This is a genomic window from Nanobdella aerobiophila, assembly GCF_023169545.1.
GTDB classification, from domain to species: Archaea; Nanobdellota; Nanobdellia; order Nanobdellales; family Nanobdellaceae; genus Nanobdella; species Nanobdella aerobiophila.
On record NZ_AP019769.1, the window covers coordinates 160,490 to 186,785 of the forward strand.

Sequence of the window (26,296 nt, forward strand, 5' to 3'; positions counted from 1 at the left end):
TATTATAGTAATGGGCTGACCGAAAATTTTCCATATCCTTCGCATAATTTAAAAAATTGTTATAATATATTTATATTTTAATGAGATTAGATCCAGATATAAAGCCAATAAAATATTCAATAAGCCTAAATATTGATATAGGTAAATTAGAGTACTTAGGATATGAAGAGATATCCATCAAATTTAATAGACCAAAAGATAGGATAATAATAAATTCTAAGGATATAAAGATTAGTAAGGTTAAATTTGATAATTTATTTGTAGATTTTAGGCAAGTTGGAGACGATTTATTAGAAATAAACTTGAAAAAGAAATATAGTGGCGAAGGAAAATTATATATATCATTTAAGGGTAAGATAAGAAATGATTTAATTGGCTTTTATATTAGTAATGGGGAAGATAAAATATTAACTACTCAATTTGAACCTACGTATGCAAGATATTTTATACCATGTTTCGATGAGCCAATATTTAAGGCAAGGTTCCAATTGAAAGTTTCTGTAGATAAAAATTATGATGTGATATCAAATACAGATATAGAATCGGAGGATATAAATAATAATATAAAAACAGTAAAATTTAAAGAGACACCACTTATGTCTACATATTTATTATATTTAGGCGTTGGAAAATTTGATTATTTAGAAGATAAGTATAACAATAAGAAAATAAGAGTTGTTGCAGATGGAGGTAAGGCAAAAGATGGAGAATTCGCTTTAAATTTTCTGAAAGAGGTATTAAAATATTATGAAAAGTATTCTACAATAGATTATCCATTAAAGAAGTTAGATCTGATCGCTGTTCCAGATTTTGCAGCAGGGGCGATGGAAAATTGGGGAGCTATTACATTTAGAGAAACTGCTTTATTATATAATGATAAGTTATATTCTAATTCTCAAAAGGTAAGAACTATGGAGATTATAGCTCATGAGTTATGGCATCAATGGTCAGGAAATCTAGTGACAATGAAATGGTGGGATGATTTATGGTTAAATGAATCCTTTGCTACATATATGGCTTACAAGGCTATAGATGAATTATATAAAGATGAAGATGTATCAAAAGGTAGATTTTATTTATTGGAAAAATATAATGCTAAATTTGCAGATGGCATTATCTTTACACATCCAATAAAAGTTAAAGTTGAGAAAGAAAAAGAAATTGAAAGTATATTTGATGATATAAGCTATGGTAAAGGAGCTAGTATATTAAATATGATTGATAGTTTTATTGGCTATGATAATTTTAGATTAGCTGTAATTAATTATCTGAATAAATATAAATATTATAATGCTTCTGCAGAGGATCTATTTAAGGAATTTGAACTTATATCTGGTAGAGATATAAAATCAATGATAGAAAGGTGGATAAATAAAGCTGGATATCCAATCATAGAGGTAAACTATAATAGAGATATAATTAGTTTAAATCAATCGAGATTTGTTTTTAATAGAAAAGAAAATTCTAAATGGATAGTACCTATATTTCTAGATATACAAGATGAAAATATAAATACATTATTTAATAGAGGGAGGGGAAGGATAATATTAAAAAGAGAACCAGATTATTTTTCTATAAATAGAGACGGCATAGGATTTTATGTATCTAATTATAATAATATGAATTATATAATTAATGGATTAAAAAATAATAAATTCTCATATTTAACAAGGGGAAATATACTATATGATGAATATTTATTGAATTTATTTGATAAGGTAAAAATAAATAAATTATTAGATCTATTAGATTATTTTAAAGATGAAGATAACTGGTTTGTATTAAATATAATCTATAATATATTATATAGTATAAATATCCATTTTAATTTAGAAACAAAATCATTTTTAAAGAGGTATGAAGATATATTTAATAAGCTATCTAATATTGAGCCAAATAATTATAGTAGTTTGATTAAAAAATATTTATATTATAATTATTATTCACAAATAAGGGATTACTCGATTATAGAAGATAGTTTAAGTAAATTTAAATCTTGGGACAAAATAGATAATAATGATAGATTAATAATATCTGAAGTTGTCGGTACTCATGGAGGGATTTCCGAATTTAAAAAATTTTTAGAACATTATCAGAAGACAACTAATCCGGAAGAAAAGAATATAATATTAAGGGGTCTAACTAGTTTTAGAAGGGGTAGTTTAATATTAGATCTATTAGATAAGACAGTTGATGGTACCATAAGATTACAAGATTGGAGAACTGTCTTTTCATATCTAACAAAAAACCCTGAAAGTCGTTTTATATTATATGAATGGTTTAAGGATAATATTGGTGAGATAAAGAAATATGAAAAAGCATATATGATAATTAGAGATATATTTTATAGCTTTTTTAATATATATACCGGAGATATATCAAGAGAAATAAAAGATTATATAATTAAACAGTTTCCAACATATAAAAATGAAATACTGAAGTACTATAGTTATTCTGAGATATATACGAATTGGATAAAAAAGAATAAAGATATAATATATAATATAATATAATGGATAAAGATATAATTATAGTAACTTCTGCACTACCTTATGTAAATAATGTACCGCATATAGGTAATATAATAGGAAGCTTATTACCATCTGATATATTTGCAAGATATAATAGGATGAAAGGTAATATAGTATTCTATTTATGTGGTACGGATGATCATGGATCTACTACTGAAGTAGAAGCAATAAAATATAATATGAAACCATCAGAAGTAGTAAGATATTTTCATAATATACACGAAAAAATATACAAATGGTTTAATTTTTCTTTTGATATATTTAGTGGAACTTCTAACAATAATATACATTATAGAATTACACAGGAATTTTTTATAAAATCTTTTATTAATGGTTATATAACCGAAAAAGAGGTAGAATTACCATATGACCCGCAATGGAGTAAATTTTTATCAGATAGATTTGTTGTAGGTACATGTCCATATTGTAATTATGAGAATGCGAAGGGAGATCAATGTGAAGCATGTGGGCGATTATTGGATCCTAAAGAATTAATTAATCCTAAAAATGCAATAACTAAGAATCCAGTAATATTTAAGAAGACTAGACATCTTTATTTAAATCTTACAAAACTAGAGGATAACATAAAAAAATATCTGGAAACGAAAAAAAGCATATTTACTGATCTGGCGATTAGTATGTCTTTAGGGTGGGTTAAAGAAGGATTAAAAGAGAGGAGTATAACAAGAGATTTATCATTTGGTGTACCAGTACCTTATAATGATCTTTGGTTAGCATTAAGGAAGAAAATATTTAATGAATTGGATTTTACCTCCAAGGAAAAGTTCTTAGATTCATTTATTAATTCACTAAAAGGAAATAATTTACTAGTTCCAGAGGAAGAATATATTAAAATTAAAACTATAGTGGAAGAAAATTGGCCTCAAATTGATAATATATTAAATAAATACAACTATTTTGAATCTTATAATAATAAAGTATTATATGTATGGTATGATGCATTGATAGGATATATATCTTTTACTGCGCAATCACTAAGAAAAGAATATAGAAAGGAAGATCTGATTAATATTGATTTGTCTGGCATTAAAGTATTGGAAGAAGGCGAGAATTTTATAAAGTTAAATATAGATGGTACAGATTATAGAGTAGAATATACTATAGATAATAAAAATGTGTGGATAAAAATTGATAACAACTTTAAGAATCTTGAAAAGATCGCAGGATTCTTATTAAGTAAAGGCTTTGAAAATGTAAAATTTAATATAGATTGGAGTTATTTATGGAAAAATGGGAAGATATATCATTTCTTAGGTAAGGATAATATACCTTTTCATGCAGTATTTTGGCCAGGTATATTATTATCAACATATAATGTTCCAGAAGATTATAAAGAATTTTTTAATTATACTGATTTAGAAAATTATAATTTACCATATAATGTTATAGGATTATCTTATCTACTGTATGAAGGTAAAAAGATAAGTAAAAGTCAAAATTGGGGTATATTTTGCGATAGCTTAATTGATTCTGATCTGGAACCTGACTATTGGAGATTTTATTTATCATATATAATTCCATATAGTAAAGATTCTGATTTTAAATGGTCTGAATTTAAAGAAATAATAAATAAAGAACTGGTAAATAATATTGGAAATATGGAGTATAGAGTCTTGTCTTTCATAAATAGATATTATAATGGTAGGATTGCAGGAAGATTAAATGATAACATAAAAAGCAAGATAAAGGAGGTATTTGATAATTATAATAATTATATGGAAAAAGGTGAATTTCATATGGCATTAAGAAATATACTAGAACTAGGTAATTATGGCAATAAAATATTTCAAGATAATAAACCATGGGAAAGCCCTGAAAAATATAGAGATTTATTATATTCTTTATTAATATTAATAATATATACATATTTAATGTTATATCCATTTACGCCAACTTTTTATGATAAGTTTATAGATAATATAAATATTAAAATATATAATTTTGATGAACTAAATAAATTATTGAACAATAATATTGAATTTACTGTAAATAATAATATAAGGCCCCTGTTTATGAAAGTTGATGATTCAATTATAGATAAAATATCTAGTATAGTAACTCGACCCAAAAACCATTTAATAAGATAAATATTTAAATAAAAAAAATATTTAATATATATGAATAAGGCCGATGAAGATCCGAACCTTAATATTATCACAAATAAATTATTTTATATTTATAAGATTATAGTCCCCTTTATTGTTTCTTTTCTTCTTTCTTTTTGTCTTTCTTTTCTGCCATACTTTATTATTTCTGAGAAATCCTTAAAAATTTATCATTTGTAGGCGATGTATAAAGATTACTAAATTGTAGTAAAACTGTATAAAGGTTAATGATTTATAAATAGGTATTAAAAAGCATATTTATAAATATTTATATTTCTATCTTGTTTATAAATACTGCTTATTTTATAAATAATGAATATCGACCTGCTTATATCTAGTTGCATATTTCAATTTTCTGAATCAATATGTATAGTATAAAGTATCATATAAGTATAGTCAAGTAATTTGGTCGTGTTATTACTGGTTGATATTAATTAAGGATGAAAATTCAAAGATATATATTTTAAACATATCTTATATCATAAATTATTTTTTTATTTATCTGAATTATTATAAAATATCTTTATTTTAAACAAGTTCATTGTATTGATGTTTTTAGATATATTTTTATATTGTCTCATTAAAATATTTTTTTATGTCTTATGATATTATAGGTGATATAGCTGTAATAAAGAAACCTATGAAGTTAAGGGAAGAAGAGTATATTAAAGAAATAAGAAATAGATATAAGTTTATAAAGACAATATTATTGCAAGAAACAGATGTTTTACCTCCTTATAGGGTACCAAAATATAGAGTATTATATGGGGAAGATAAGACTGAAACGATAAGTATAGAATATGGTCTAAAGTTTAAGGTAGATGTTGTTAGAACCTATTATTCTCCTAGATTGAGTAATGAAAGATATAGGATTGCAAAAGAAGTAAAGGAAGAAGAGGTATTGGTTATGTTTTCTGGTGTAAATGTATATCCAATATATATATCAAAATTTTCAAATGCTAAAAAAATATATTCAATAGAATGGAACCCTTTTGCTGTAAAATATGGTTTAGAAAATCTAAGATTAAATAAAATAAATAATGTTATAACATTTTTAGGAGATGTAAGAGATATATATTTATATATAGGTAATTTGGAAGATAGAGATGCCATAATAAATAACAATATTGATTATATAAATGATATAATATATTCTAATATTGAAGTAAATAACATATATTATTATGAAGAAAATGAATTAATAAAGAATATTAAATATAATAAAATTAAAAAAATAGATTTTATAAATAAGTCTATTAAATTATTCGATAGGATAATAATGCCGCTGCCGAAAGAGAGTCATAATTTTTTAGAATATGCAATACCATTAATAAAAAGTAATGGTATTATACATTTATATCAGTTTTTTAGAGAAGAAGAAATAGAAAACAATTCTTATAATTTATTGGATGAATATTCGAAAAAACTAAATTTTGAGTATGAAATATTAAAAATTCTTAAAGTCGGCGATATAGCACCTGGAATATACAGGGTATGTATTGATTTTAAAGTTATAAAATAATTTTTTAAATTTTGTAGGTCAAATATATCTCTATGAGATCTGATGCATTAACTGTAATAATAATTATAATGGGTATAGTGATAGTTATATTGTTACTATTAGTATTGTTTGTTCCTGCTAAGGATATTTTTAAAGGATCAGCTTCAAATAATTATATAGTATCGTATAAAGTTTCTTATATGTATTATTCTAATTATAATATATACGCAGTAATATATAATAATGGAAATGTTAATATAGATCCTTCAAAATATAGTGTTCAAGCAGAATATTATCCTTATGGATATGAATATAATTGTAATATAGATAGTAATGGATTAATATACAATAATAGCCAATCAACAGTTGTGGTTAATTGTACGAATAACAAGGAAATATTTGATAATCTATTATCCAATAATGGATATTATATATTCTCATTCAACTATAATAATAATATAGAAACATATAATTTATCATCAGATCTAATGAAATAGCGGACCCAGGGGGATTCGAACCCCCGACCTACGGCTTAGAAGGCCGTCGCTCTATCCATGCTGAGCTATAGGTCCATGGATAGATTATAATATTTTATACTTTCTTATTATAAGTCTTTTATCTGCATATCGATGTTTCATCATATCTCAGTAATGCCTTGCTTCTTCACTTTATATTATATTTATTATATCCTTTATAAAATGTGTAGTATAAAATACTAATATTATAATATCAATTAAAAAATAAAATATTAAACCTATAGATAAAAAGATAAGTCCTATATATATTATAAAAATTGGTAATCCAGTAATAAACTCATTAAAACTATCAGTAATAATAATAAGACAAGTTTTGGTTCTTTGATCATAGCTATTATTTTATTTGTATTTATAAATTTTTACTGTCAAATAGGTAATTAATATTGATATACTTTCAAATTTTGCTAATAATCTCAAAATAAAGATGGGACCGCGGGGACTCGAACCCCGATCCCTGGGACCCAAACCCAGTAGCCTACCGCTAGCCTACGGTCCCGATAATTAATAATGAATTTGTTGAAAATTTAAAAGGATTTTTAAAACATAATAATGAATGCCACAGCATGGTCATCATAGACCCAGAAGAGTATCAATGCAATTTTGGCCAAGAGTAAGAAGTAGTAGAATATATCCTAGAATAAAAACATGGCCTCAAGTTGAGCAAACATCAATATTGGCTTTTGCTGGTTATAAGGTTGGAATGACTCATATTTTAACTAATGATAATGCCTTTATGCCAGTTACTGTACTAGAGGTTCCAGCATTAAGAGTTTTTGGTATGAGATTATATAAAAAAGATATAAATAAGGGCTATAATGTATTAACTGATTTGATCGGTGATTTTGATGATAACCTAAAGAAAAAAATAAAGACAATAAGGAGTAACAATAATATAGAAGAAAATATAAAAAGGGTAGAAGAAAAAATAAATGAAATATCTTTAATAAAACTGTTAGTGTATACTCAACCATGGTTAACAACTATAAAAAAGAAAAAACCAGAACTATTTGAGATTCCTATTGGTGGAAATAATATAAAAGAAATATTTAATTATGGAAAGAATTTATTGGGAAAAGAAATAAATATAGATAATGTATTCAAAGAAGGCGAATATGTAGATACAATTGGTGTTACTAAGGGTAAAGGTTTTACAGGGGAAGTTAAGAGATTTGGAACAAAAATACAGCCAAGGGAGTATAAGGTATCTAAATCTGCAAGACAGACTCATGCAAGGGGTGCAAGAGGAATGAGAAGGATATTTCCAACTACGCCAATGCCAGGACAATATGGTTTCTTTAGAAGAACTGAATATAATAAATTAATATTAAAAATATCGGATAATATTAATGAAATAAATCCAAAATCTGGATGGCCACATTATGGTATAATTAAAAATAAATATATATTAATAAAGGGATCTGTACAAGGTCCATCTAAAAGATTGATAATATTAAGAAAAGCGATAAGAGAAAAGAAAATTAAAGAAAAAATTGGTATAGGCTATATATCATTAATGCCAAAGAACTAATAAATATATTTATGTAAAAGATAAAGATGGAAGTTAAAATATACAGAGTTACTGGAAGGATAAATAAAGTAAAAATTGTACATGCCTCAAAGAGAAAAGAAGGTGTTATCACAAAAAGAAAGATTATATATAATTTTAGTAAGGAGGTTTTAGGATTAAATGAGAAAGAAGTTAAAGAGAGGATATTATCTTTATTCGGAAGTGTGTATAAAGTAAAAAGAAATAATATATCTATTCAAGAAATTAAGGAAATAAAGAATGAGGATGTAACAGATCAAAAGTTAAGAAAATTCTTAGAAATGTTAAAAAATGGACAATTATGATGAAATATTAGATCAATTGTATCAAGAAAAAGAATTATTGGAAAAGAAGATTGTAGAATATTCATTAATGAAACAATATGTAAAAGACTTAAAAAAGGAAGATAATGCGTATATAAATGTAGGTGGTTATATATTTGCTAAGGGATCTATAGCTGATCAAGATAATTTATTGATAAATGTAGGAAGGGGGATATTTATAGAAAAAAGCAGAGATGATGTGCTTAAAATCATAGATGAGGTAGTGAATAAATTAACACAGGAATTAGATAACTTGAATAAAAATATATTGGTCATTTTGAATCGAAAAAAGTCTCCTCAACCTTTATAATCTCGTGACCTGTGCTATTTTTTCCTACGATAATATATCTACTATTAATTTCTATTCCATATCTCATATATGGGCTTCCAAAATTTATAGATCCAATCTCGATACTATATTTTGTTATTTCTGATATCTTTTCTAATATATTATCAGTTAATTCTTGAGATATAAGTAGTTTGTTATTATATAACTTTGAGATACTACCAATTAAATATTTTATCTTTATCCTTTGAGAAGGCAGAGACAGTTTTTCTGATAATTTCTTAGCATCATATTCTTTTCCTGAAGAGTATAATATACCATTCTTTCCAACTAAAAATAAGTTTCCTATAGTGTTTTCTATAGTATCAACTTCAATTATATCAAATTTTGATTTTAGTATTTCTTTTAGCTCTCCAGGAGAACTCTTGCTAATTATAATATTGCCATTATATTCTATAAAATAAGGAGTTATTATTGGTGAATTTATATAATACTTGTATATATCTAGATTTAATTTTTCTATACTATTTTTATATAAATTGCTAGCTATCAGAAAATCTTCAAATAGGTGCATTATTAATCCAATAGAGCCAATTTCTATATTTTCAGCTTTTTTTATTATCATTATCAATATTGATTATCAATATAGTTATAAAGATTCAAATTTAAAATTTATATTTTTAGGAGTATTTAAAGAAGATATGAATATATTTTCTAGTATATTTAAGAAGAAATCGGAAAAAGGACCTGAGACAATTAAAACACCAGAAGTCCCTGCACAAAATCAAATGTCTTATAATTCTGAGATTAAGAATATATCTAGTTCTATTGAAGGACTAGCTAAATCTGTTAGAGAGTTAGAAAATACAGTTTCTGATACTATAAATAAGATATCTGATATAAGTTCTAAAGTCGAGTCAAATCAAAGTGAGATAAGTTCTATAAAAAATAATATGGAGAAAGTATTTTCTATTTATGAGATATTAGTTAAGAATTATAATCCATTTATACAAGATGAAGAGAGAGAAGAAAAACAGATAGAACCTGTAAATACATCTCAAGATAGTGTAAAAATTGATAGTAATGATCTGCCACTAGATAAAATATCTGATAATCCAACTGTCGCATCTATATTAATTGGTTGGCTTTCATATTTAATAAAAAAATCAAATGATGAAGAAGTAGATAAAGCCTTAGATTATTATGAAGAAATAAACTGGATAACTGAAAAAGTAAAGATAAAATTGAAGGAATATTTAAATGGTTTGATAGATATAGAGGGTGAAAATAAAAAACTAACACCTATGGACCATATAGTAAGTCTATATATAATATCCAAATTATCAAAATTAAAGTCTGAAAGCAATATAGAAAGATTAAAGGATTTATATGGAGAGCTAATAGAGAAAGGATATATATCTCCAATTAAGAGATGATAAAAGAAGTATTATACTTAAGTATACTATTCTTAGTAGGTTATTTTGTATTATCATATTTCTTTAATTTTTATAATATATCTGGTAAATTTATAGCAAATCAATTTCTAAATCAGACGAATAATATTAATTATCAATCTCCGGTTAGTTATGTTATATATGATTATAATATTAATAATCAGAGTTTATTATATCTAGTTCAAAGCGGTATGGATGGTTGTATAAAAAATGTTTATGTGGGTAATCAAGAGGTGAATTTTAGTTATAATCTTTCTAATTCTTATACATATCAGTTATATGTAGATTATCCAGTAGATGTAGGAGATAATATTACTATAACTTTTTGTAATGGCCAATCAAATTTATATACAATATCAAATGGTTAATTATATAGATATATATCTTGATAGAGATGAGTTTGCAGATAGGCTGGGAGGTTCAATTCCTAAAGGTAGTATATTTATTATAGAGGGTGAAGATGGGGCTGGAAAGAGCATAATATCTCAAAGACTATCTTATGGGTCGTTATTAAACAAAAATAAAGTTACTTATATATCTTCGGAATTATCCGTTGTCGATTTTGTTAAACAAATGGATTCATTGGGTTATGATATAAAGGATTATTTATTAAGTCAAGATTTATTGTTTATATCTACCTTATATATGTTCGGAAAAATAAAAGAGAAGGAGAATTTAATATTTGAATTAACAAAGGAAAAATCTAGAAAAATATTTGATAGTGATCTAATTATATTGGATTCTTTATCCTATCCATTAATAAATGGTTTAGATAAGATGGGATCTGTAAGATTACTCGAATTTTTAAATAAGGTAAAAAATATGGAAAAAACAATAATTATTACTTATAGTCCTAATGATATAAATGAATTTTTTGTTAAGAATATTAGAAGGATAGCAGATATTTATTTTGATTTAAAATTTAGTTCAATAGATGAGGGTTCTGGATTGAAAATGGTAAATATAAGAAGATTTAGATATGCAAGGGGTGTATATAATAATGTTATACCATTCAGAGTGGAGCCAAATATAGGCCTAATAGTGGAGATATCATCTTATGTATAATGCCAGAGTCTCAACAATTACAGGATAATAAAGAATATGTAATAAAAGGAAATAGAAAAGATATAGTAAGCTATGGTATAACAACAAACTTTGATGAAGCAATATCAAAATTTCCACACCTAAGAGATTATATAAATAATGTATCTGTAAAATTTGGATTACCAGAATGGATGACCTCATTAGACTTTTCATTAAAAGGAAGAGAAGAATTTAATATACTATATCCTGTTGGAGATCCGATATTTATTCATATATATAAATTATCTTCTGGTGATACTTATTATAATGTGATTGAACCGGAGATGAATGAGGAAGAATCAAAAAAATTAGAAAAAATCCAAACAAAAATTGTAAAATATTCTATAGAAAGTGTAAATGAGAATAATGTTGATGAAATAAAGAAGGTGATTATTAATATATTTAATAGCATTATAACTGTTGGGAAAAGACAGCTATTTTCAGATAAAATATATATAAAAGATCAAAATGAATATCAAAAATTATTATACTTTCTAATAAGGGAAAGATTTGGATACGGATTTCTAGAACCATTTTTAAGAGATCCATACTTGGAAGATGTACATATACTGGGAATAGGGCCAATTTATGTGGTCCATAAAATATTTGGAATGTTAAAGACAAATAAAGTATTCAGAGATGATAAATCATTGAATAGATATATATTAAGGTATTCTGAAATAGTCGATAGACCCGCTTCTGAAACAAGGCCCATAGTAGATGCTATATTACCAGATGGTTCAAGAGTTAATTTTATATATGGGAAGGATATATCCTTACAAGGTTCATCATTTACTATAAGAAAATTTAGTGCTAAACCATTAAGTATAACACAATTAATATCTTTTGGTACAATATCTCCAGAAGAAGCCGCATATCTGTGGTTAACGATAGAAAATGGGATGAATATTGTTATTTCTGGTGAAACTGCATCCGGAAAAACTACATTATTAAATGCATTAACAACCTTTATTAAGCCAGATGCAAAGGTATACTCTGTAGAAGATACCCCGGAATTAAATATACCTCATCCAATATGGCAAAGACTAGTAACAAGGGAAGTAGGGAAGAGTGCAGATATATCTATGTTTGATCTATTAAAAGCTGCATTAAGATCTAGACCAAATTATATACTAATTGGTGAGATTAGAGGAAAAGAGGGTTCAGTAGCATTTCAGGCTATGCAGACAGGACACCCTGTGATTACGACATTTCACTCTGGTAATATAGGATCATTAATCGAGAGGCTTACTGGCGACCCAATAAATATACCAATTACTTTTATAGATAATCTAAATATTGCAGTATTTACATCTTCTGTGACAATAAAAGGTAAATCAGAGAGAAGGATAACAAGTATATATGAAATTGAGAGATATGTCGCGGAACTAAAAAAAGTATCTGTCAGAAGGGTATTTGGATGGGAATCTACAAGAGATAGGCATACATTTTCTGGAAAATATAATAGTTATATATTAGAGAAAAAAGTAGCACCATTAATGAAAATAGAGGATAAGAGGAAAATTTATGAAATTATAGATTATAGAAAAAGAATTTTAGAAAAAATGACAAAGGAAGAAATATTTGACTTCTTTGAAGTTTGGGAAATATTGAAAGGGTTCTATATAAATGGTAGATCTGCTCTCCCATTTACTATATAATTTTTAAATATTTAAAAGAAATATTAAAATATGAAACATAGTCGGTATTGGAAAGGCAAATATTTTTAATTTAATATATTATGATGGATGAAGATTTAGTAAAAGTATTTTTATGGAAAAAACCTTCTATAGAAGTGTTAGGGGATGAAAAAGTTAATAAAATAGGCAATTTTAAGCATTATATAGGTTTTGAAATATCAGGATATGTACATATAGGTACAGGAATAGTCTCCGGATATAAAATAATAGATTCTAGCAGGATAGGAGAAGCAACTGTATTTTTAGCAGACTGGCATTCAATGATAAATAATAAATTAGGAGGTGATATTGAAGTAATTAGAAGGGTTGCAGAAGGATATTTTTCAGAAGCTATGAAACAAAGTATTAAATCTCTAGGTGGAGACCCGGATAGAGTAAAATTTGTATTAGCTTCTGATATATATGATAATGATTATTGGAGCGAAGTTATAAAAATTGGAAAAAACACAACATTAAATAGGACACTAAGAGCAATAACTATTATGGGTAGATTAGCAAATGATGCAGTACCATCGGCGTATTTAATATATCCATTAATGCAAGCAGCAGATATAATATTTCAAAAGATAAATATAGCACATGCAGGATTAGATCAGAGAAAGGCACATGTTATTGCATTGGAATATGCGGATAAAATAGATTATCCTTTAATCGCTATGCATCAACAATTAATAACAAACTTACAGTTATCCATAGAAACTTTCCAGAAATTGAAACAAGGAAATAAGAGAGAAGCAAAACAAGAATTATCTGAATTAAAGATGTCTAAATCAATAGTTGGTTCTGCAATATTTGTACATGAATCTAGTGATGAAATAAAAGAGAAAATAAATAAAGCATTCTGTCCTATGAAAGAATTAGAATTTAATCCAATATGGGAGATGATAGAGTACTTAATATTTAGAAATCAGGAAAATTATGGATTATTAAAATTATTATTAGAAAGAGGATATAAAATTGAAGAAATAGCAGGAAAACTGGATTATGATACCTATGATAAATTAAAAGATGAGAACAGACTTAATTGGGAGAGAATATACGAGTATGCGAATAAAGAATCCAATGAACTATATAAAAGTACATTTGAAGATATAGAATTTGAAATTATAAATGGAAAAACAGGAGAAAGAAAAGTATATAATAGATTATGGGAACTAAGAAAAGACTGGATAGATGGAAAAATACATCCTTTAGATCTAAAGAAGGCGGTAGGGGATTGGTTGGCAAGTAAATTAGAACCTATACATAAATACTTTACGGAAGGACCTGGTAGAAGATATAAAGAAGAATTAGATAGTGTTAAGATTACAAGGTAGTACTTTTTATAAATATTTTTTCTAATGTTTATTAATGAAGATAGATAATATGGTTGACAATTTAATTATGTACTTAAATTTGTATAGACTTCATTCAAAGAAAATATTTAATAAGATGAATAATCAAGATATGAAGGCTCTATTACTTATATCATATAAAGAGGATGATATATTAAATAATATAAAAGAAATAATAAATAATAGAGAAATATTTAAAGAATATTTGAATGAAAATAATTATAGGAAAGCATATATGGTATATAGAAATATAAAAGACAAATATGATATCACGGAAAAAATCCTCATAGATAGAATAGAGGAGATTATAAAAATAAGGGCTCTAGATATTATGAAGTCAACTCATTAGATATATAATTTAATTATAATTATATAAAAATTATAGAAAAAAGGAGTATTGTATGAATCCTAAAAAACGATAAAAAACTTAGATAGTAGAAATAGTATATAGAATTTACAAAGCCTTAGACAGAAGGTTATGAATAAAACTTTATATTATCAGTTTTTTAACTATCTGGTATATTAATTCTCTTCCTAAATCTTTTTTTATATTTTTTGTAGGATCCCATACTAATTTCTTTCTTAATAGGTCATCGGATGTCCTTAGAATTCCTATTGCTTTTTTATTGTAATAATAAGCTAGTCTATATACTGCAGATAATTCCATATCAATTGTTGCAATATTAAATTTTTTGAAATATTCAATTAATTCGTCAGTTTCTGAATAAAATATTTCTAGTATTAATATCTTTAATGCTTGTTTCTTTTGCTATAGAATTAACTAAATTTAGTAATTCTTTATCTGCAATCGGTAAAGCTTCATTATTATCAACATATTCTGTACTAACATTTTCCCATGCTAATACATATTCTGGTATATTTATATCTCCGTTGGTCAAATCTTCATGAAAACTTGCACAAGTACCTAAAAATACTATTTCTTTTACATCTGGATTCCTACATAGTACATAAAATCTATCAAGAGATTCTGTTAATCCCCTGCCAGTTAATAAAAATAAAGTATTATTTATTTTATAATTTTTATCTATTTTTCTAAGTACGCGATCTCCAGGTATTATTTCTTCAATTTTATACCCTTCGTTTTTTAATCTTTCAATCCATTTATCTGGTAATTCTTCTTTCCATTCTATAGGGGATATAATTATTCTTTCAGTTAATTTTTCTACTCCAAATTCTTCTAATAAAACCTCTTTAGAAGTAATATATCTTTTATATGCAATAAAACCATTTTATATTATTTTATTTAAAAAGTCGTTGTGAAATCATTATCTAAAAAATTAGTTAGAAAGTTGAACTATTTCGTTATATATTTTTTCTGGATCTATTTCCTTTTTATACGAGTCTATGACTATCCTAAATAATGGTTCAGTTTCGGAATATCTTACTAGTATCCTTAAGTTGTCTTTTAATAATTCTATACCATCCAGATCTCCATTTAGATCATTTAATGTATAATTGTTATTTTTTCCATATTCTTTTACCTTTTGTACGAGATCTATATTACCTCTAGGTATATCTCTTTCTATCCATTGAAACTCCGGTATATTTACATTATTTATATTAAATCCTTTTTTCATGTATTTTAATAACATTAGTGCACCAAATAATGCGTCATCTATATAATCATTTTCTGCAAAATATATATGACCTGTATATTCTATACCTAAGAAAGCTCTATTTTGTTGACATGCGAATTTTATAAATGTGTGTCCAGGTCTTCTTACTATATCTTCTGCACCACTCTCTTTTATTAATTTTCTTAAATATATTGGTAAGGATATTTCTAGTACATATCTTCTATCCTTTTTAATAAATGGTATTATATATTTGTCCATCCCAATTCTTTCACCATCTTTACCTATTATACCCAGTCTATCTCCATCAGAATCGAACATAAATCCTATATCTAGATCGTTTTTGCTTTTCATTAAATCTTTTAATGGTTTTATATTTTCATCTTTTGATGGGTCTGGCATATGACCAGGAAAAGTACCGTCTATCTTATCATTTATAGGAACAATTTCATTTCCTAAGTCAGTTACAATATCCTTCATTAATGATAATACAGAATTTGAAGGATCATAACCAAGTTTAAATCCAGATACAGATTTAAATTTTTTCTTTATATGCCATTTATATAATTCTATTGCATTTTCTTCTTCTATATTACCTACTTTTTCTGATGGTTTTTCTGTTTGATATGTTAATTCTTCTATTTTTTTAATATCTTCTTGTGGTAAATCATTTCCATTGCTATTTATTGGTTTTATTCCATTATATTCTGGAGGGTTATGAGAAGCAGTAATCATTAGTACAGGTATATTGTATACTTTTGCTAAATAATGAGCTTCTGGAGTAGAACCTACTCCAAAATCTAATATATCATGTGTATATATTAGTGTTGAAGCTAGTATATTTCTTATTCTTTCTGAATGAACTCTAATATCCCTTACTATTCCTATTGTTTCATAGTTGTTAAAGTATTTTCCTAGTCCAAAGCCAATCTTATATATTATTTCATCTGTTAAATCCTTTCCATAAATCCCTCTTATGTCATATAGTTTAAATACAGATGCCATACGGCTATTTATCCTTTGTTCTATATAAATATATCTTTCCTTTATATGATAAGTATACAAAAATGTCTATTATTATTAATAGTAAAGCTATTAATGTAGAAATAAATATTATACTTTTTTGAGGGTTCATAATTACAGAGCTTGATAATATTATAATAACAATCAAAGTTACAATAACATTTAATATCAAATCATATTTAGAAGCATATATTTCTCTACTCATAAAAAATATATATGGAATAAAAATAAAAATCTGAGCTCAAGACCTTCATCATATCTCAGACGATGAGTCTTTCTTCATGGATAATAATAATAATTAGAATTATTATCTGTATTCATATTATCAGATGTTTCATTATCTTTTTGCTCTACTGTTATATTATTATTTATATCTTCTCCCTTTTTTAATTTTTCTAATTCTGTAGATAAATTTAATTCTTCGTCTACCTTAATAAACTGACCTTCTCCTAATTGTTTTTCTAATTCCCAGTCCTGTCCTTGTATACTATTTTGTATAATTATATAATTTTGTATTCCTGTACTATTCTGCATTTGTTGTATTGTACTATTTAATTGAGGTAGGAAATTACATACAGGAATTGAATTATTTAATTGTTCACAAATAATTCCTATTTTTAACAATAATATTTGTTCTTCAGATATTAAACGATCTAGGTGATTATATAATACAAATGTTGTATTTAAATTATTCTCTCTTTCAGATTCATAATACTTCATTATTTGATCTTTTATATCTTCTTTTTCCGTAGTAATATTTGCATTGTTGTTTATTACTGGAATAATACATGAATTGCCTATCTTTCCTATCAAAATTTCTCTTATATCATCCCAGGAAGTATTTGATGTAATATTTACATATGTGTATGATGGACAGCTTAATATATTACCATTATATATATTATAACTAATATTTAGAGAATTTAATTGGTTTGTAATATTACCTAAATCACCATATTCTGCAGTAAATATATATACATTACTAACATTTAATTTTTCTAATGCGTATATAGTCTCTGATGGTAATACACCATTTGGGACTATAAATATCGGAGCATCATAATTTTCTGCATATTGCTCAGCCTCCGTTACTAATGTAAGGTCCCTGCCCTCTACATTACTATTTACTAAATCTCTAGTTATAATTATTGCATTATTTGTACTGTTCCAGAAGTATAATGCTGCATATGCAGATGTTTCATATCTTGTAGTGCCCCATATCCAAACATAGCTTATATTTGATTCATTTAGGTCTTGTAATAATAGGTTAGATATTACTGCAGGCCCACCAAGGACAATTACATTTGTAACATTATTCTGTATCAATGTACTTATCGTAGAATTTATTCCTTTAGGATCTTCTGGTACGGAATATACAGGGATATTATACAAATTGCCTATAGAATTTCCTACTATATAATCCGCGTAGGTTATATTTGTAGTCAATATAGCAGTTACCATATATAAATTTTATAAAAAAAGCTTTAAAGGTTATTCATATACTTTATTTTTTCATAAACATCATTTTCATTATTGTATACGAATCCTGCGGCAAATTTATGTCCATTACCATTGAATATTTTTGCAATTTCTATAACATTTTTATTATTTAAAGTCCTTATCTCCCCTCTTTTAGATTTTTGATATAGTGTAATTATATAATCTGGTTTCTGACCAAATTTTTCTCCTATATATTCTACGACATAGTTTGAAGGAATATCATATTTTGTTTTTATTATAAATATTTTGTATTTATCTTCTATTATATATAAGTCCCTGTCTATGTCTTTATAAAGATCTTTTAGTATTTTTCTGAATCTATTTAATATATTCTTATCTAATATATTATTTATATCTATATTTATCTTTTTAGCAAATGATATAAAATATAGATCAAAAGATTTTGGATAAAAATATCTTATTGCAACTATCATATCTCTTAAATCTCTTTCTAAATCATTTCTTATCATACCAGAATCTATATCGTCTATAATATATAGGTAATCATTATTTATATCCAAGTATTCTGATAATACTCTTGCTGCAGATCTATAATCTTTTATATAAACATTTATCCTTTTTGTAATCTCATCATAATTTTTATTATGATGGTCAATCCAATATACTTCTTTAAAATATGAAGATAAATATATAGCCTCTTGATTAGTTGCAATATCTGTTATATATACTCTTTCATTAGGATCATTATTTTCAATTACTTTTAATAGTGTTTTATTTATTAATCTAGGGCTAGAAAAATATACTTTAAATTTATCTCCAAATTTTTTATATAATAATGATAGGGAAAATATTCCATCTAGATCCCAGTGTGTAATTGATATCATAATATAAATTTTTAGAGTAATACTTTATATATGGTTGAAGTATTAGTGATACACATGCCTTCACAGGATAAACTAGATAAAGCAAAGGATACATTAAGTAAAGTATCTGAAATGGCAAAAAATAAGAAGCTACCAGATGGATTAAAGCTGAAGGAAATGTATTTTGACGAAAAAAACAATATTGCAGTTTGTAAGTGGGAGGCAGAAGATCCGCAAAAGTTATTAGATACAGCTAAGCAATTAAATGTGGATTGGGATATAAAAGTATTAGTTGGACCAAAGGAATTATATAAAAAGAAGTTATTCTAATTTTTTAAATTCTTCTTCAAATATTTTTTTGATTCTATCTGCTTTTTTCTCTCCTATCATATCTCTTAAATCTGCTTTCTGAGCAAGAAATATATTTTTTAGGGATTTAAACCTCTCTAGTAATTTATATGCTAAGTTTTCTCCTATCCCTGGTATTATTTTTAATATTTCTAGTTTTATTTCATCCAGATCACTGTATTTTTTTAGTTTTTCTGGTATTTTAGGAAATTTCTTATAATTCTTTGCTAATAGATACAAATAATTTGCAGTTTCTAGAAAGTCATAGGTCCTTATTATTGGTATATCATACTCAAACATTATTTTTAATATTAAAGTCCTCAAATAATTCTTTGTTATTTGTGTATTTAGATCTAAATTATCATCGGATCCTTCTAAAATCAATATAGAATTTAGGTCTTTTAATCTTTCTAGTTGATTATAAAGTCTACCATCTAATATAGAATTTATAAAGTCTAATATATTCTTTCTTTCTATTATATAGTCTCCAATTATATAGTCTCCTGTTTCTAGATTATCTAATTTAACTAGTATATCTGTATTCGCTAGCGTTTGTATAACTCCAGACTCTTTCTCTTTGTAATCGGCTATTATTATTGGTGTATTATCTTCTTTTGTAGTTTCTTGGCTACTATTTGATATATATTTTATTATTCCAGTATTATTTTTAGTTTCAGTTTTTTCCATTTTTGTTTCTATATTATTATTAATATTAATGTTAATATATTTTTTTAATCTTTTTATCAATGTAAACATCTTTCTTTCCTTTTGTATCGCGACCCAATAAAATCTCTGATCTAATGTACCCCTTGTAATTAATATTATTGTCCTTCCAATTTCTCCTCTACCTGTTCTACCTCTTCTCTGAATATATCTTATTTCTGATGGTACAGGTTCATAAAATATAACTATATCCACTTTTGGTATATCTATTCCTTCTTCTCCTACGGAGGTAGATAGTAAGACACTAAACTGATTTTCTGAAAACATCTTAAGTAATTCAGCCTGCTTTAATCTATTCATCTCTTTTTTACCGACGAATTTTTCAGCTTTTATTCCATTTTTTAAACAGACATCTTTTATTATATCTAGGGTTTTTCTTATTTGCGCAAATACAATTATTTTCTTATCCTTATTCTCTTTCAATATTTCTATTAATTTTAATAATTTTGGGTGTTCTAATCCGTGATTTATATATTCTTTCGTCAGGTTAACGGCTTTCTTTATCCTAATATCATTTATTATATTATAATCAGCTCTTGATTTTCTTATGCTATTCTCTATTTGATTATAGTAGTCTATAAATGTACCTAAAGACTGAGTTTCTAATAATTCTATTGCATGGGAGATCTTTAATAGTTCAGATAGCAATATTATTATAATTCGTAGCCTATAATCTTTACTATACTGCATATTCTTCTTAATTTCGGTTATCCATTGTAATATATCCGTTTTCCCCTTATATATTTCTATTGATGGATCAAGCTCCTTTACCTTATATAATCTATCATAATATGCCTTATTTAATAATGATATTATATTCTTTATCTTATCATCTAGATCTACTTCGTACTTTTCTATATCAATATCCTTCATGTATTTTTCTATATCTTCTTCTTTTCCAGTTCTTATTTCTATGTTTTTTATATGTAAATTTTCCATTACCTCCTTTATTCTATCTATATTCCAGCCTGGAGATGCTGTTAGGGCTAGTATCCTCCCATCTTTATTTTGACTATAAAATCTTTGTGCTATAAATGTGTAAGAATATTTTTTGACTGCTCTATGTGCTTCGTCAAATATTATTGTAGAAGAATCATAAAATATAACTTTTCCAGATATTAGATCATTTTGTAATGTTTGTGGGGTAATAAATATTATTTGTCCTTGTTTATATAGGTAAGATCGTCTTTCATTATTTATATCTCCAGTTATTAAGATAGATTTGTCTTTATATTCTTCAAAAATCTTTATAAAATTTTGATAATGTTGACTTACCAATGGTTTTGTAGGTGCTAGAAAATATACTTTTTTATCAGGATATAATTTTAATCTTTCAATAATTAAGAAGAATGCAATTATAGTTTTACCTGTACCTGTAGGTAAAATAACTAAAGTATTATCTTTTAGGCATGTATCTAAGATATTTTTCTGATATTCTCTTAATTCTATATTAATCATTATTATTATCTTTATTTGATCTTTTTATATATTTTATTATCTTTTCTTGCATATCTTTTTCTATTTTAATGTTAAAATAATCCTTGTATTTTTCTACATCTTCTCTATTAATACTTCCAATAATCAATATATTTAATTTATTCTTCTTTCTAAATCTATCTTTATATATTTTTAATGCATTTAGAATGTTATATATATCATAATTCTTTTTTGTGATTTCATCTATATACCATATAATATCTTTATTTCCATATATCCATATTTTCGTGTCCTTTTTAATTACTATACTATATCTCATAATATATTATATTTGTGGATAGTTTAATGTTTTTATTCCATAGTCTGAAAAATGTGTTCTACAACCATTATTTTTATCTAATATATATTCAAGTTTTGGGAGATCTTTTTTATAAAAAGAAGATATCTTTCTTATATCATAATAATATGGTAAGTCTATCTTTGAGTCACAGCTTATAATTCTGTCCATTATCTTTTTTTCATCTTTATCAAGATCTATAATATTTTTATTCTCATTAATTTTTTTTAAGAATTCTTCATCATACATATTTCCTGCATATATAGGTCCTAGTTTAATCATTTTATTTCCGCATATTTTACATGTCTCTTCTTCGAAAGATTTATATCCACAGTTTTTACAATAATTAATATATTTTATATTCTCTGACAAGTAATTTAATGTATTGCTTTTATTATTTTTAATAAAAAATACCCTATAATGATGTTTATAATAATATCCAAATATTGGCTTTAATCCAATATAATATTTTAATCCTTCTAATATAACATATTTTATTAATGCTCTTAAGCCAAATTCTAGATAGAAATCAGTTTTAATGCCTATTATATTATATTTTCTATATGCAGCTTTAGATTTAGATCCAGATAATGCGGAAATGTCAGTAGCAGTTACTCCTAAAATACCATTATTTCTTAAGGCTTGAGGAGTTAACTCTACAAAACCAATGGGAGACCCAAATGGATCTATATCTATATAGTCATATTTATTTCTTAATAATAGAGATCTACAATCTTGATTTTCCAATAATATATTTTCTCCTATTTCTATATTATTTATTCTTAAATTCTCCTTTATATTTTCTATAGCTTCTTTTTTTATATCATTTATATATATTTTATTTATTATTTGAGGTATCTCTTTTATGATCCTAATAGATCTTATTCCTGTAGCACTCATACAATCTAGAATATCTATTTTCTTATTATATATATCATAATATGATTTTAATAATAATATTGTAAAATCTCTATTTATCTTCATCAAAGGATTATAAAATACAGGTAATTTTGATGAAAGGTTATTTAAAAAATCTTTATTATAATTTATTGTAGCTTTTCCTTCATTCATCAAGATCTACATATATTGTATCTTCTTTTTTTATTATCCTTAGTTTATATATTGCTGGTGGATTTTTTATACCTCTGGACCATATATATTCATTTAATCTTTTTGATAATTTTATATTTTCATTTTTATATCTTACTTTCATTATTCTTTTTATTGTACTAGCCGCTTTTTTTGCTCTTTTAAATAAGGAGGCTCTTAATAAGTATTTTCTTATATTTATTTTTATTTTATACTCTTCTATCTTTTCTTCTTTTGGTTGTTCTTGTTGAGGTGTTTCTTGAACATTTTCTTGTTTTTCTAGTTGTACAGTTTCTTCAGGCATATGTATTTAGATAGAAAAAATCTTTTAAAGTATAATTTTATCTTTTTAAAAAATTTATTATTTCATTATTAAATTCTTCTGGTTCATCAAGATAACAGGCGTGTTTGCTGCCTATATTTATCAATTTAGAACTTTTTACATTGTATAGAAATATTTTTGCGTCTTCTTCTGTAAATATACTATCATTTTTACCTCTTATTAATAATATGTCTATTCCATCTAATAGCTTTAACTTATCCTTATTTTCTTTTACTTTTACAGGTCCAATAAGTATTATTTTATTTACAAGATTTTTATTATCTAGTGAAAATTCTAATACATTACCTCCGCCCATCGAAGCTCCAAGAATATCTACTTTTTTTAAGTTCAATTTTTCTATAAATAGTTTTATAAATTCGGATATGGAATTAAAATTACCATTTTCTGACTCTCCAAAACCTGGAAAGTCTATAGAGTATACTTTAAATCCATTACTAGCTAATTTATCTATAGTGCCTGTTTCTTTCCATATTCTAGCATTAAATCTTGCTCCATGAAATAATAATATTGGATATCCTTCTCCTTCTTCTATATAATATATTTTTGAATTATTTATTTCAATATATTTATCCATTTTAATACTTTTATTAATATCTTTTTAAATTTTCTTTAGAAATCCTGAAAACACCCATCAAAAGAGAGTATTCTCTTTTTGATAAAAAAGATTTACCTACTAGATTCTTAAAACCTCTATATATTACTGGTTTTTTATATTCTTCTGTTGGTAATACCTTTAGAAACTCTTTAAACATCATGTATAAATTTGATTTTTCAAGATTATTTATTAATTTAAATCTATTTCTTATGGGGTTATTTTTAGATAAAAATAGTTCATAGAGTATTATTGCTGCAGAATGTGTTATATTCATTATTGGAAAATTCTCATCTGCTGGTATAGTTATTATGCTGTCAAATTTGTTTAATTCGTAATTATTAAAGCCGTTTGCTTCTCTACCAAAAAATATACCAATATCTCCAGATATATTATTTATTATACTTGATAGCTCTCTTGGTGTAATAGGGTTTCTTAATAATTCGCTTCCTTTTTTTGAAGATACCCCCGTGGTTCCATAACATATGTCAAATAATGATACGACTTCTTCAAAATCTTCGTATATTCTTGCATTATTTATTATCTTCCATCCTTCTTTTCTAGATACAATCTTTACTTTTTCAGATTTATAATCTACCTTGGGATTTATTATTATCAAATTATGAAATCCAAAATTTGACATTACCCTCGCTAGGGCGCCTATATTTTCTTCAGATTCAGGTTCAACAAAGATTATTGTTATATTGCTCATGGTTCTAATCTATTCGGATCCCTGGGAACTAATACGACTTCTTTTACATTCTCTATATTTAATAATTGTTTTATAAACCTAGATATTCCAAATCCGAAGCCTCCCATAGTGGGTGATCCATATTTAAAGAACTCTAAATAAGACTTGAAATTATCAGGATTCATACCTTTTTCCTTTATCTGATTTACTAATATACTATACCTATGCTCTCTTTGAGAACCTGTAGTAATTTCTAGACCTTTATATAATAGATCAAAACTTTTTGTAGTTGTTCTTCCATCTCTCATTGGTTCACCCTTCATATGATAGAAAGGTCTAGCAGTCCAAGGCCAATCAATTATATATACGAAATCATTTTTATAATTATCTTTAATATATTTTCCTAATATTTTTTCCCCTTCAGAGCTAATATCTCCATTATCTTTAATATTGTTTTTTCCTATAATCTCATATACATCTTCCATTTTAATTTTTTCAAATTTTTTTGGTATTTCAATATCAACATTATATAAATTTTTTATTTTATCTTCATAATTTTCCTTTATTCTATTTAAAGAATATACTATTAGTTCTTCTTCGAGGGCCATAAGATCATAGTGCGAGGATATATAACCAACTTCGATATCAAATGATGTAAATTCTGTTAAATGCCTAGATGTGAATGAAGGTTCTGCCCTAAAGGCTGGTGCTATTTCAAATACCTTTTCAAATCCGGCACATATAGCCATTTGCTTATAAAATTGTGGAGATTGAGCCAAGTACGCTTTTTTATCAAAATATTTTAGTTCAAAGACTTCAGATCCACTCTCTGTTGCGGAGCTAATTATTTTTGGAGAAAATATTTCTATAAAATTATTTTTATATAAGTATTCTCTAGAATATTTTATAAATTCAGATATTAGTCTTATTACAAATGATTTTTGAGGATCTCTTAGATCTATCCATCTATAGTCCATTCTCTTATCGAAATGTGAATTTTCATCAATAGGTAGAGGTGCTGCGGGTTCATTTATTAAATATAATTCATTACATAGTACTTCTTTATATTTTTTTGATATACCTTTTATATATTTGCCATATACGACTATGAAACTACCATTAGATAATTCTTTTATAAATTCTAGAGATCCTAGTATCTCTTTTTTTAATGTAATTTGTACCTCTCCTGTTTCATCTCTCAATATTATAAAGGATATGTCTCCAATATTTTTTATATTTATTATCCAACCAGATAATACTACGTCCCTTTCATATACCATATTATTTAAGTTTGAAATGTTTACTCTATTTTTTAGTAGTTCCAAACCTTTCTTCATATCATTTATATTTACCATATCTCTATATCCAGAGATA

The 26,296-nt window shown here is 25.5% G+C and carries 28 protein-coding genes and 2 tRNA genes; 14 read left to right on the forward strand and 16 right to left on the reverse strand.

From position 1 onward, the window contains the following. Positions 1-80 precede the first annotated feature (80 nt). From MJ2HA_RS00930 to MJ2HA_RS00945, 4 genes are all read left to right on the forward strand, one after another. Positions 81-2,513 (forward strand): M1 family metallopeptidase, encoded by a 2,433-nt coding sequence (locus MJ2HA_RS00930; RefSeq protein ID WP_258393397.1) that lies wholly within the window; start codon positions 81-83, stop codon positions 2,511-2,513. After that, positions 2,513-4,639: a methionine--tRNA ligase gene (locus MJ2HA_RS00935; protein ID WP_258393398.1), complete on the forward strand. Its 2,127-nt coding sequence runs from the start codon at positions 2,513-2,515 to the stop codon at positions 4,637-4,639. Before MJ2HA_RS00930 ends, MJ2HA_RS00935 begins: the two co-directional genes overlap by 1 nt. Positions 4,640-5,252: 613 nt before the next feature. Continuing rightward, the gene (locus MJ2HA_RS00940; protein WP_258393399.1) at positions 5,253-6,179 is read left to right on the forward strand and encodes a class I SAM-dependent methyltransferase; all 927 of its coding nucleotides are present in this window, start codon (positions 5,253-5,255) and stop codon (positions 6,177-6,179) included. Positions 6,180-6,211: 32 nt separating this feature from the next. Further along, positions 6,212-6,655 (forward strand): hypothetical protein, encoded by a 444-nt coding sequence (locus MJ2HA_RS00945; protein WP_258393400.1) that lies wholly within the window; start codon positions 6,212-6,214, stop codon positions 6,653-6,655. On the opposite strand, the gene MJ2HA_RS00950 is transcribed toward MJ2HA_RS00945, so the two are convergent. Next, positions 6,656-6,730: transfer RNA gene (locus MJ2HA_RS00950), tRNA-Arg, on the reverse strand. Positions 6,731-7,119: 389 nt separating this feature from the next. After that, positions 7,120-7,190: transfer RNA gene (locus MJ2HA_RS00955), tRNA-Pro, on the reverse strand. A gap of 57 nt (positions 7,191-7,247) precedes the next feature. On the opposite strand from MJ2HA_RS00955, the gene rpl3p reads away from it, so the two are divergent. From rpl3p to pfdA, 3 genes are read left to right on the forward strand one after another with little or no spacing between them, the layout of a single operon-like run. Further along, positions 7,248-8,222, forward strand: coding sequence for a 50S ribosomal protein L3 (gene rpl3p / locus MJ2HA_RS00960; protein ID WP_258393401.1), 975 nt, complete (start codon positions 7,248-7,250; stop codon positions 8,220-8,222). A 26-nt stretch (positions 8,223-8,248) separates the two neighbouring features. Further along, positions 8,249-8,545, forward strand: a complete 297-nt coding sequence (rpl18a, locus tag MJ2HA_RS00965) for a 50S ribosomal protein L18Ae (protein WP_258393402.1) — start codon at positions 8,249-8,251, stop codon at positions 8,543-8,545. Continuing rightward, the gene (pfdA, locus tag MJ2HA_RS00970) at positions 8,532-8,873 is read left to right on the forward strand and encodes a prefoldin subunit alpha (protein ID WP_258393403.1); all 342 of its coding nucleotides are present in this window, start codon (positions 8,532-8,534) and stop codon (positions 8,871-8,873) included. The genes rpl18a and pfdA overlap by 14 nt, the downstream gene beginning before the upstream one ends. Here the strand turns inward: pfdA and MJ2HA_RS00975 are convergent. After that, on the reverse strand, positions 8,836-9,474 hold the full coding sequence (locus MJ2HA_RS00975) for a eukaryotic translation initiation factor 6 (protein ID WP_258393404.1): 639 nt from the start codon (positions 9,472-9,474) through the stop codon (positions 8,836-8,838). The two genes, pfdA and MJ2HA_RS00975, sit on opposite strands and share 38 nt — an antisense overlap. A 76-nt stretch (positions 9,475-9,550) precedes the next feature. On the opposite strand from MJ2HA_RS00975, the gene MJ2HA_RS00980 reads away from it, so the two are divergent. The 6 genes from MJ2HA_RS00980 (at position 9,551) to MJ2HA_RS01010 (ending at position 14,769) form a co-directional block, all read left to right on the forward strand. After that, complete coding sequence (locus MJ2HA_RS00980; RefSeq protein WP_258393405.1) at positions 9,551-10,285, forward strand: FlaD/FlaE family flagellar protein; 735 nt, start codon at positions 9,551-9,553, stop codon at positions 10,283-10,285. Continuing rightward, positions 10,282-10,671, forward strand: a complete 390-nt coding sequence (locus tag MJ2HA_RS00985) for a hypothetical protein (protein WP_258393406.1) — start codon at positions 10,282-10,284, stop codon at positions 10,669-10,671. The genes MJ2HA_RS00980 and MJ2HA_RS00985 overlap by 4 nt, the downstream gene beginning before the upstream one ends. Beyond that, positions 10,664-11,368, forward strand: coding sequence for an ATPase domain-containing protein (locus MJ2HA_RS00990; RefSeq protein WP_258393407.1), 705 nt, complete (start codon positions 10,664-10,666; stop codon positions 11,366-11,368). Before MJ2HA_RS00985 ends, MJ2HA_RS00990 begins: the two co-directional genes overlap by 8 nt. After that, the gene (flaI, locus tag MJ2HA_RS00995; RefSeq protein ID WP_258393408.1) at positions 11,368-13,047 is read left to right on the forward strand and encodes an archaellum flagellar ATPase motor FlaI; all 1,680 of its coding nucleotides are present in this window, start codon (positions 11,368-11,370) and stop codon (positions 13,045-13,047) included. Before MJ2HA_RS00990 ends, flaI begins: the two co-directional genes overlap by 1 nt. 83 nt (positions 13,048-13,130) lie before the next feature. Next, positions 13,131-14,402, forward strand: a complete 1,272-nt coding sequence (locus MJ2HA_RS01000; protein WP_259369956.1) for a tyrosine--tRNA ligase — start codon at positions 13,131-13,133, stop codon at positions 14,400-14,402. A 34-nt stretch (positions 14,403-14,436) separates the two neighbouring features. Next, positions 14,437-14,769, forward strand: coding sequence for a hypothetical protein (locus MJ2HA_RS01010; RefSeq protein ID WP_258393409.1), 333 nt, complete (start codon positions 14,437-14,439; stop codon positions 14,767-14,769). A 141-nt stretch (positions 14,770-14,910) separates the two neighbouring features. On the opposite strand, the gene MJ2HA_RS01015 is transcribed toward MJ2HA_RS01010, so the two are convergent. The 6 genes from MJ2HA_RS01015 to MJ2HA_RS01040 form a co-directional block, all read right to left on the reverse strand. After that, positions 14,911-15,168, reverse strand: coding sequence for a phosphorylase family protein (locus MJ2HA_RS01015; RefSeq protein WP_310737116.1), 258 nt, complete (start codon positions 15,166-15,168; stop codon positions 14,911-14,913). Further along, positions 15,134-15,661, reverse strand: a complete 528-nt coding sequence (locus MJ2HA_RS03855; protein ID WP_310737117.1) for a phosphorylase family protein — start codon at positions 15,659-15,661, stop codon at positions 15,134-15,136. Before MJ2HA_RS03855 ends, MJ2HA_RS01015 begins: the two co-directional genes overlap by 35 nt. 57 nt (positions 15,662-15,718) lie before the next feature. Then, positions 15,719-17,020, reverse strand: a complete 1,302-nt coding sequence (locus MJ2HA_RS01025; protein WP_258393410.1) for a hypothetical protein — start codon at positions 17,018-17,020, stop codon at positions 15,719-15,721. Between the two features lie 4 nt (positions 17,021-17,024). Then, a complete protein-coding gene (locus MJ2HA_RS01030) occupies positions 17,025-17,243 on the reverse strand; it encodes a hypothetical protein (protein WP_258393411.1) in 219 nt (72 codons plus the stop codon). A gap of 74 nt (positions 17,244-17,317) precedes the next feature. Beyond that, entirely contained in the window at positions 17,318-18,499 is a 1,182-nt protein-coding gene (locus MJ2HA_RS01035; protein WP_258393412.1) for a cell wall-binding repeat-containing protein, read from the reverse strand. Positions 18,500-18,522: 23 nt separating this feature from the next. Continuing rightward, positions 18,523-19,383: a DHH family phosphoesterase gene (locus MJ2HA_RS01040; RefSeq protein ID WP_258393413.1), complete on the reverse strand. Its 861-nt coding sequence runs from the start codon at positions 19,381-19,383 to the stop codon at positions 18,523-18,525. 30 nt (positions 19,384-19,413) lie between these two features. On the opposite strand from MJ2HA_RS01040, the gene MJ2HA_RS01045 reads away from it, so the two are divergent. Beyond that, complete coding sequence (locus tag MJ2HA_RS01045) at positions 19,414-19,692, forward strand: hypothetical protein (RefSeq protein WP_258393414.1); 279 nt, start codon at positions 19,414-19,416, stop codon at positions 19,690-19,692. Here MJ2HA_RS01045 and MJ2HA_RS01050 read toward each other — a convergent pair. The 7 genes from MJ2HA_RS01050 to aspS are packed head-to-tail and all read right to left on the reverse strand — an operon-like array spanning position 19,684 to position 26,277. After that, positions 19,684-21,891, reverse strand: a complete 2,208-nt coding sequence (locus MJ2HA_RS01050) for a DEAD/DEAH box helicase family protein (RefSeq protein ID WP_258393415.1) — start codon at positions 21,889-21,891, stop codon at positions 19,684-19,686. The two genes, MJ2HA_RS01045 and MJ2HA_RS01050, sit on opposite strands and share 9 nt — an antisense overlap. Continuing rightward, positions 21,884-22,189 carry a hypothetical protein gene (locus MJ2HA_RS01055; RefSeq protein ID WP_258393416.1) on the reverse strand — a complete coding sequence of 102 codons (306 nt, stop codon included), beginning with the start codon at positions 22,187-22,189 and terminating at the stop codon, positions 21,884-21,886. The genes MJ2HA_RS01050 and MJ2HA_RS01055 overlap by 8 nt, the downstream gene beginning before the upstream one ends. Positions 22,190-22,195: 6 nt before the next feature. Next, the gene (locus tag MJ2HA_RS01060) at positions 22,196-23,278 is read right to left on the reverse strand and encodes a class I SAM-dependent methyltransferase (protein WP_258393417.1); all 1,083 of its coding nucleotides are present in this window, start codon (positions 23,276-23,278) and stop codon (positions 22,196-22,198) included. Then, positions 23,271-23,600, reverse strand: coding sequence for a 60S ribosomal protein L31 (locus MJ2HA_RS01065; RefSeq protein ID WP_258393418.1), 330 nt, complete (start codon positions 23,598-23,600; stop codon positions 23,271-23,273). The genes MJ2HA_RS01060 and MJ2HA_RS01065 overlap by 8 nt, the downstream gene beginning before the upstream one ends. A gap of 37 nt (positions 23,601-23,637) precedes the next feature. Further along, on the reverse strand, positions 23,638-24,213 hold the full coding sequence (locus tag MJ2HA_RS01070; RefSeq protein WP_258393419.1) for an alpha/beta fold hydrolase: 576 nt from the start codon (positions 24,211-24,213) through the stop codon (positions 23,638-23,640). Positions 24,214-24,226: 13 nt separating this feature from the next. Further along, a complete protein-coding gene (locus tag MJ2HA_RS01075) occupies positions 24,227-24,943 on the reverse strand; it encodes an RNA methyltransferase (protein WP_258393420.1) in 717 nt (238 codons plus the stop codon). Continuing rightward, a complete protein-coding gene (aspS, locus tag MJ2HA_RS01080; RefSeq protein ID WP_258393421.1) occupies positions 24,940-26,277 on the reverse strand; it encodes an aspartate--tRNA(Asn) ligase in 1,338 nt (445 codons plus the stop codon). The genes MJ2HA_RS01075 and aspS overlap by 4 nt, the downstream gene beginning before the upstream one ends. Positions 26,278-26,296: the final 19 nt, after the last annotated feature.

Coding starts and splice junctions, on each gene's coding strand:
- MJ2HA_RS01040 (WP_258393413.1), bottom strand. CDS start 19,383: ATGATATCAATTACACACTGGGATCTAGATGGAATATTTTCCCTATCA.
- rpl3p (WP_258393401.1), top strand. CDS start 7,248: ATGCCACAGCATGGTCATCATAGACCCAGAAGAGTATCAATGCAATTT.
- MJ2HA_RS01070 (WP_258393419.1), bottom strand. CDS start 24,213: ATGGATAAATATATTGAAATAAATAATTCAAAAATATATTATATAGAA.
- MJ2HA_RS01075 (WP_258393420.1), bottom strand. CDS start 24,943: ATGAGCAATATAACAATAATCTTTGTTGAACCTGAATCTGAAGAAAAT.
- MJ2HA_RS00930 (WP_258393397.1), top strand. CDS start 81: ATGAGATTAGATCCAGATATAAAGCCAATAAAATATTCAATAAGCCTA.
- MJ2HA_RS01035 (WP_258393412.1), bottom strand. CDS start 18,499: ATGGTAACTGCTATATTGACTACAAATATAACCTACGCGGATTATATA.
- rpl18a (WP_258393402.1), top strand. CDS start 8,249: ATGGAAGTTAAAATATACAGAGTTACTGGAAGGATAAATAAAGTAAAA.
- aspS (WP_258393421.1), bottom strand. CDS start 26,277: ATGGTAAATATAAATGATATGAAGAAAGGTTTGGAACTACTAAAAAAT.
- MJ2HA_RS00985 (WP_258393406.1), top strand. CDS start 10,282: ATGATAAAAGAAGTATTATACTTAAGTATACTATTCTTAGTAGGTTAT.
- MJ2HA_RS01010 (WP_258393409.1), top strand. CDS start 14,437: ATGAAGATAGATAATATGGTTGACAATTTAATTATGTACTTAAATTTG.
- MJ2HA_RS01045 (WP_258393414.1), top strand. CDS start 19,414: ATGGTTGAAGTATTAGTGATACACATGCCTTCACAGGATAAACTAGAT.
- MJ2HA_RS00990 (WP_258393407.1), top strand. CDS start 10,664: ATGGTTAATTATATAGATATATATCTTGATAGAGATGAGTTTGCAGAT.
- MJ2HA_RS01025 (WP_258393410.1), bottom strand. CDS start 17,020: ATGGCATCTGTATTTAAACTATATGACATAAGAGGGATTTATGGAAAG.
- MJ2HA_RS00980 (WP_258393405.1), top strand. CDS start 9,551: ATGAATATATTTTCTAGTATATTTAAGAAGAAATCGGAAAAAGGACCT.
- flaI (WP_258393408.1), top strand. CDS start 11,368: ATGCCAGAGTCTCAACAATTACAGGATAATAAAGAATATGTAATAAAA.
- MJ2HA_RS01000 (WP_259369956.1), top strand. CDS start 13,131: ATGGATGAAGATTTAGTAAAAGTATTTTTATGGAAAAAACCTTCTATA.
- MJ2HA_RS01060 (WP_258393417.1), bottom strand. CDS start 23,278: ATGAATGAAGGAAAAGCTACAATAAATTATAATAAAGATTTTTTAAAT.
- pfdA (WP_258393403.1), top strand. CDS start 8,532: ATGGACAATTATGATGAAATATTAGATCAATTGTATCAAGAAAAAGAA.
- MJ2HA_RS01050 (WP_258393415.1), bottom strand. CDS start 21,891: ATGATTAATATAGAATTAAGAGAATATCAGAAAAATATCTTAGATACA.
- MJ2HA_RS01065 (WP_258393418.1), bottom strand. CDS start 23,600: ATGCCTGAAGAAACTGTACAACTAGAAAAACAAGAAAATGTTCAAGAA.
- MJ2HA_RS00975 (WP_258393404.1), bottom strand. CDS start 9,474: ATGATAATAAAAAAAGCTGAAAATATAGAAATTGGCTCTATTGGATTA.
- MJ2HA_RS01030 (WP_258393411.1), bottom strand. CDS start 17,243: ATGAGTAGAGAAATATATGCTTCTAAATATGATTTGATATTAAATGTT.
- MJ2HA_RS00935 (WP_258393398.1), top strand. CDS start 2,513: ATGGATAAAGATATAATTATAGTAACTTCTGCACTACCTTATGTAAAT.
- MJ2HA_RS00945 (WP_258393400.1), top strand. CDS start 6,212: ATGAGATCTGATGCATTAACTGTAATAATAATTATAATGGGTATAGTG.
- MJ2HA_RS00940 (WP_258393399.1), top strand. CDS start 5,253: ATGTCTTATGATATTATAGGTGATATAGCTGTAATAAAGAAACCTATG.
- MJ2HA_RS01055 (WP_258393416.1), bottom strand. CDS start 22,189: ATGAGATATAGTATAGTAATTAAAAAGGACACGAAAATATGGATATAT.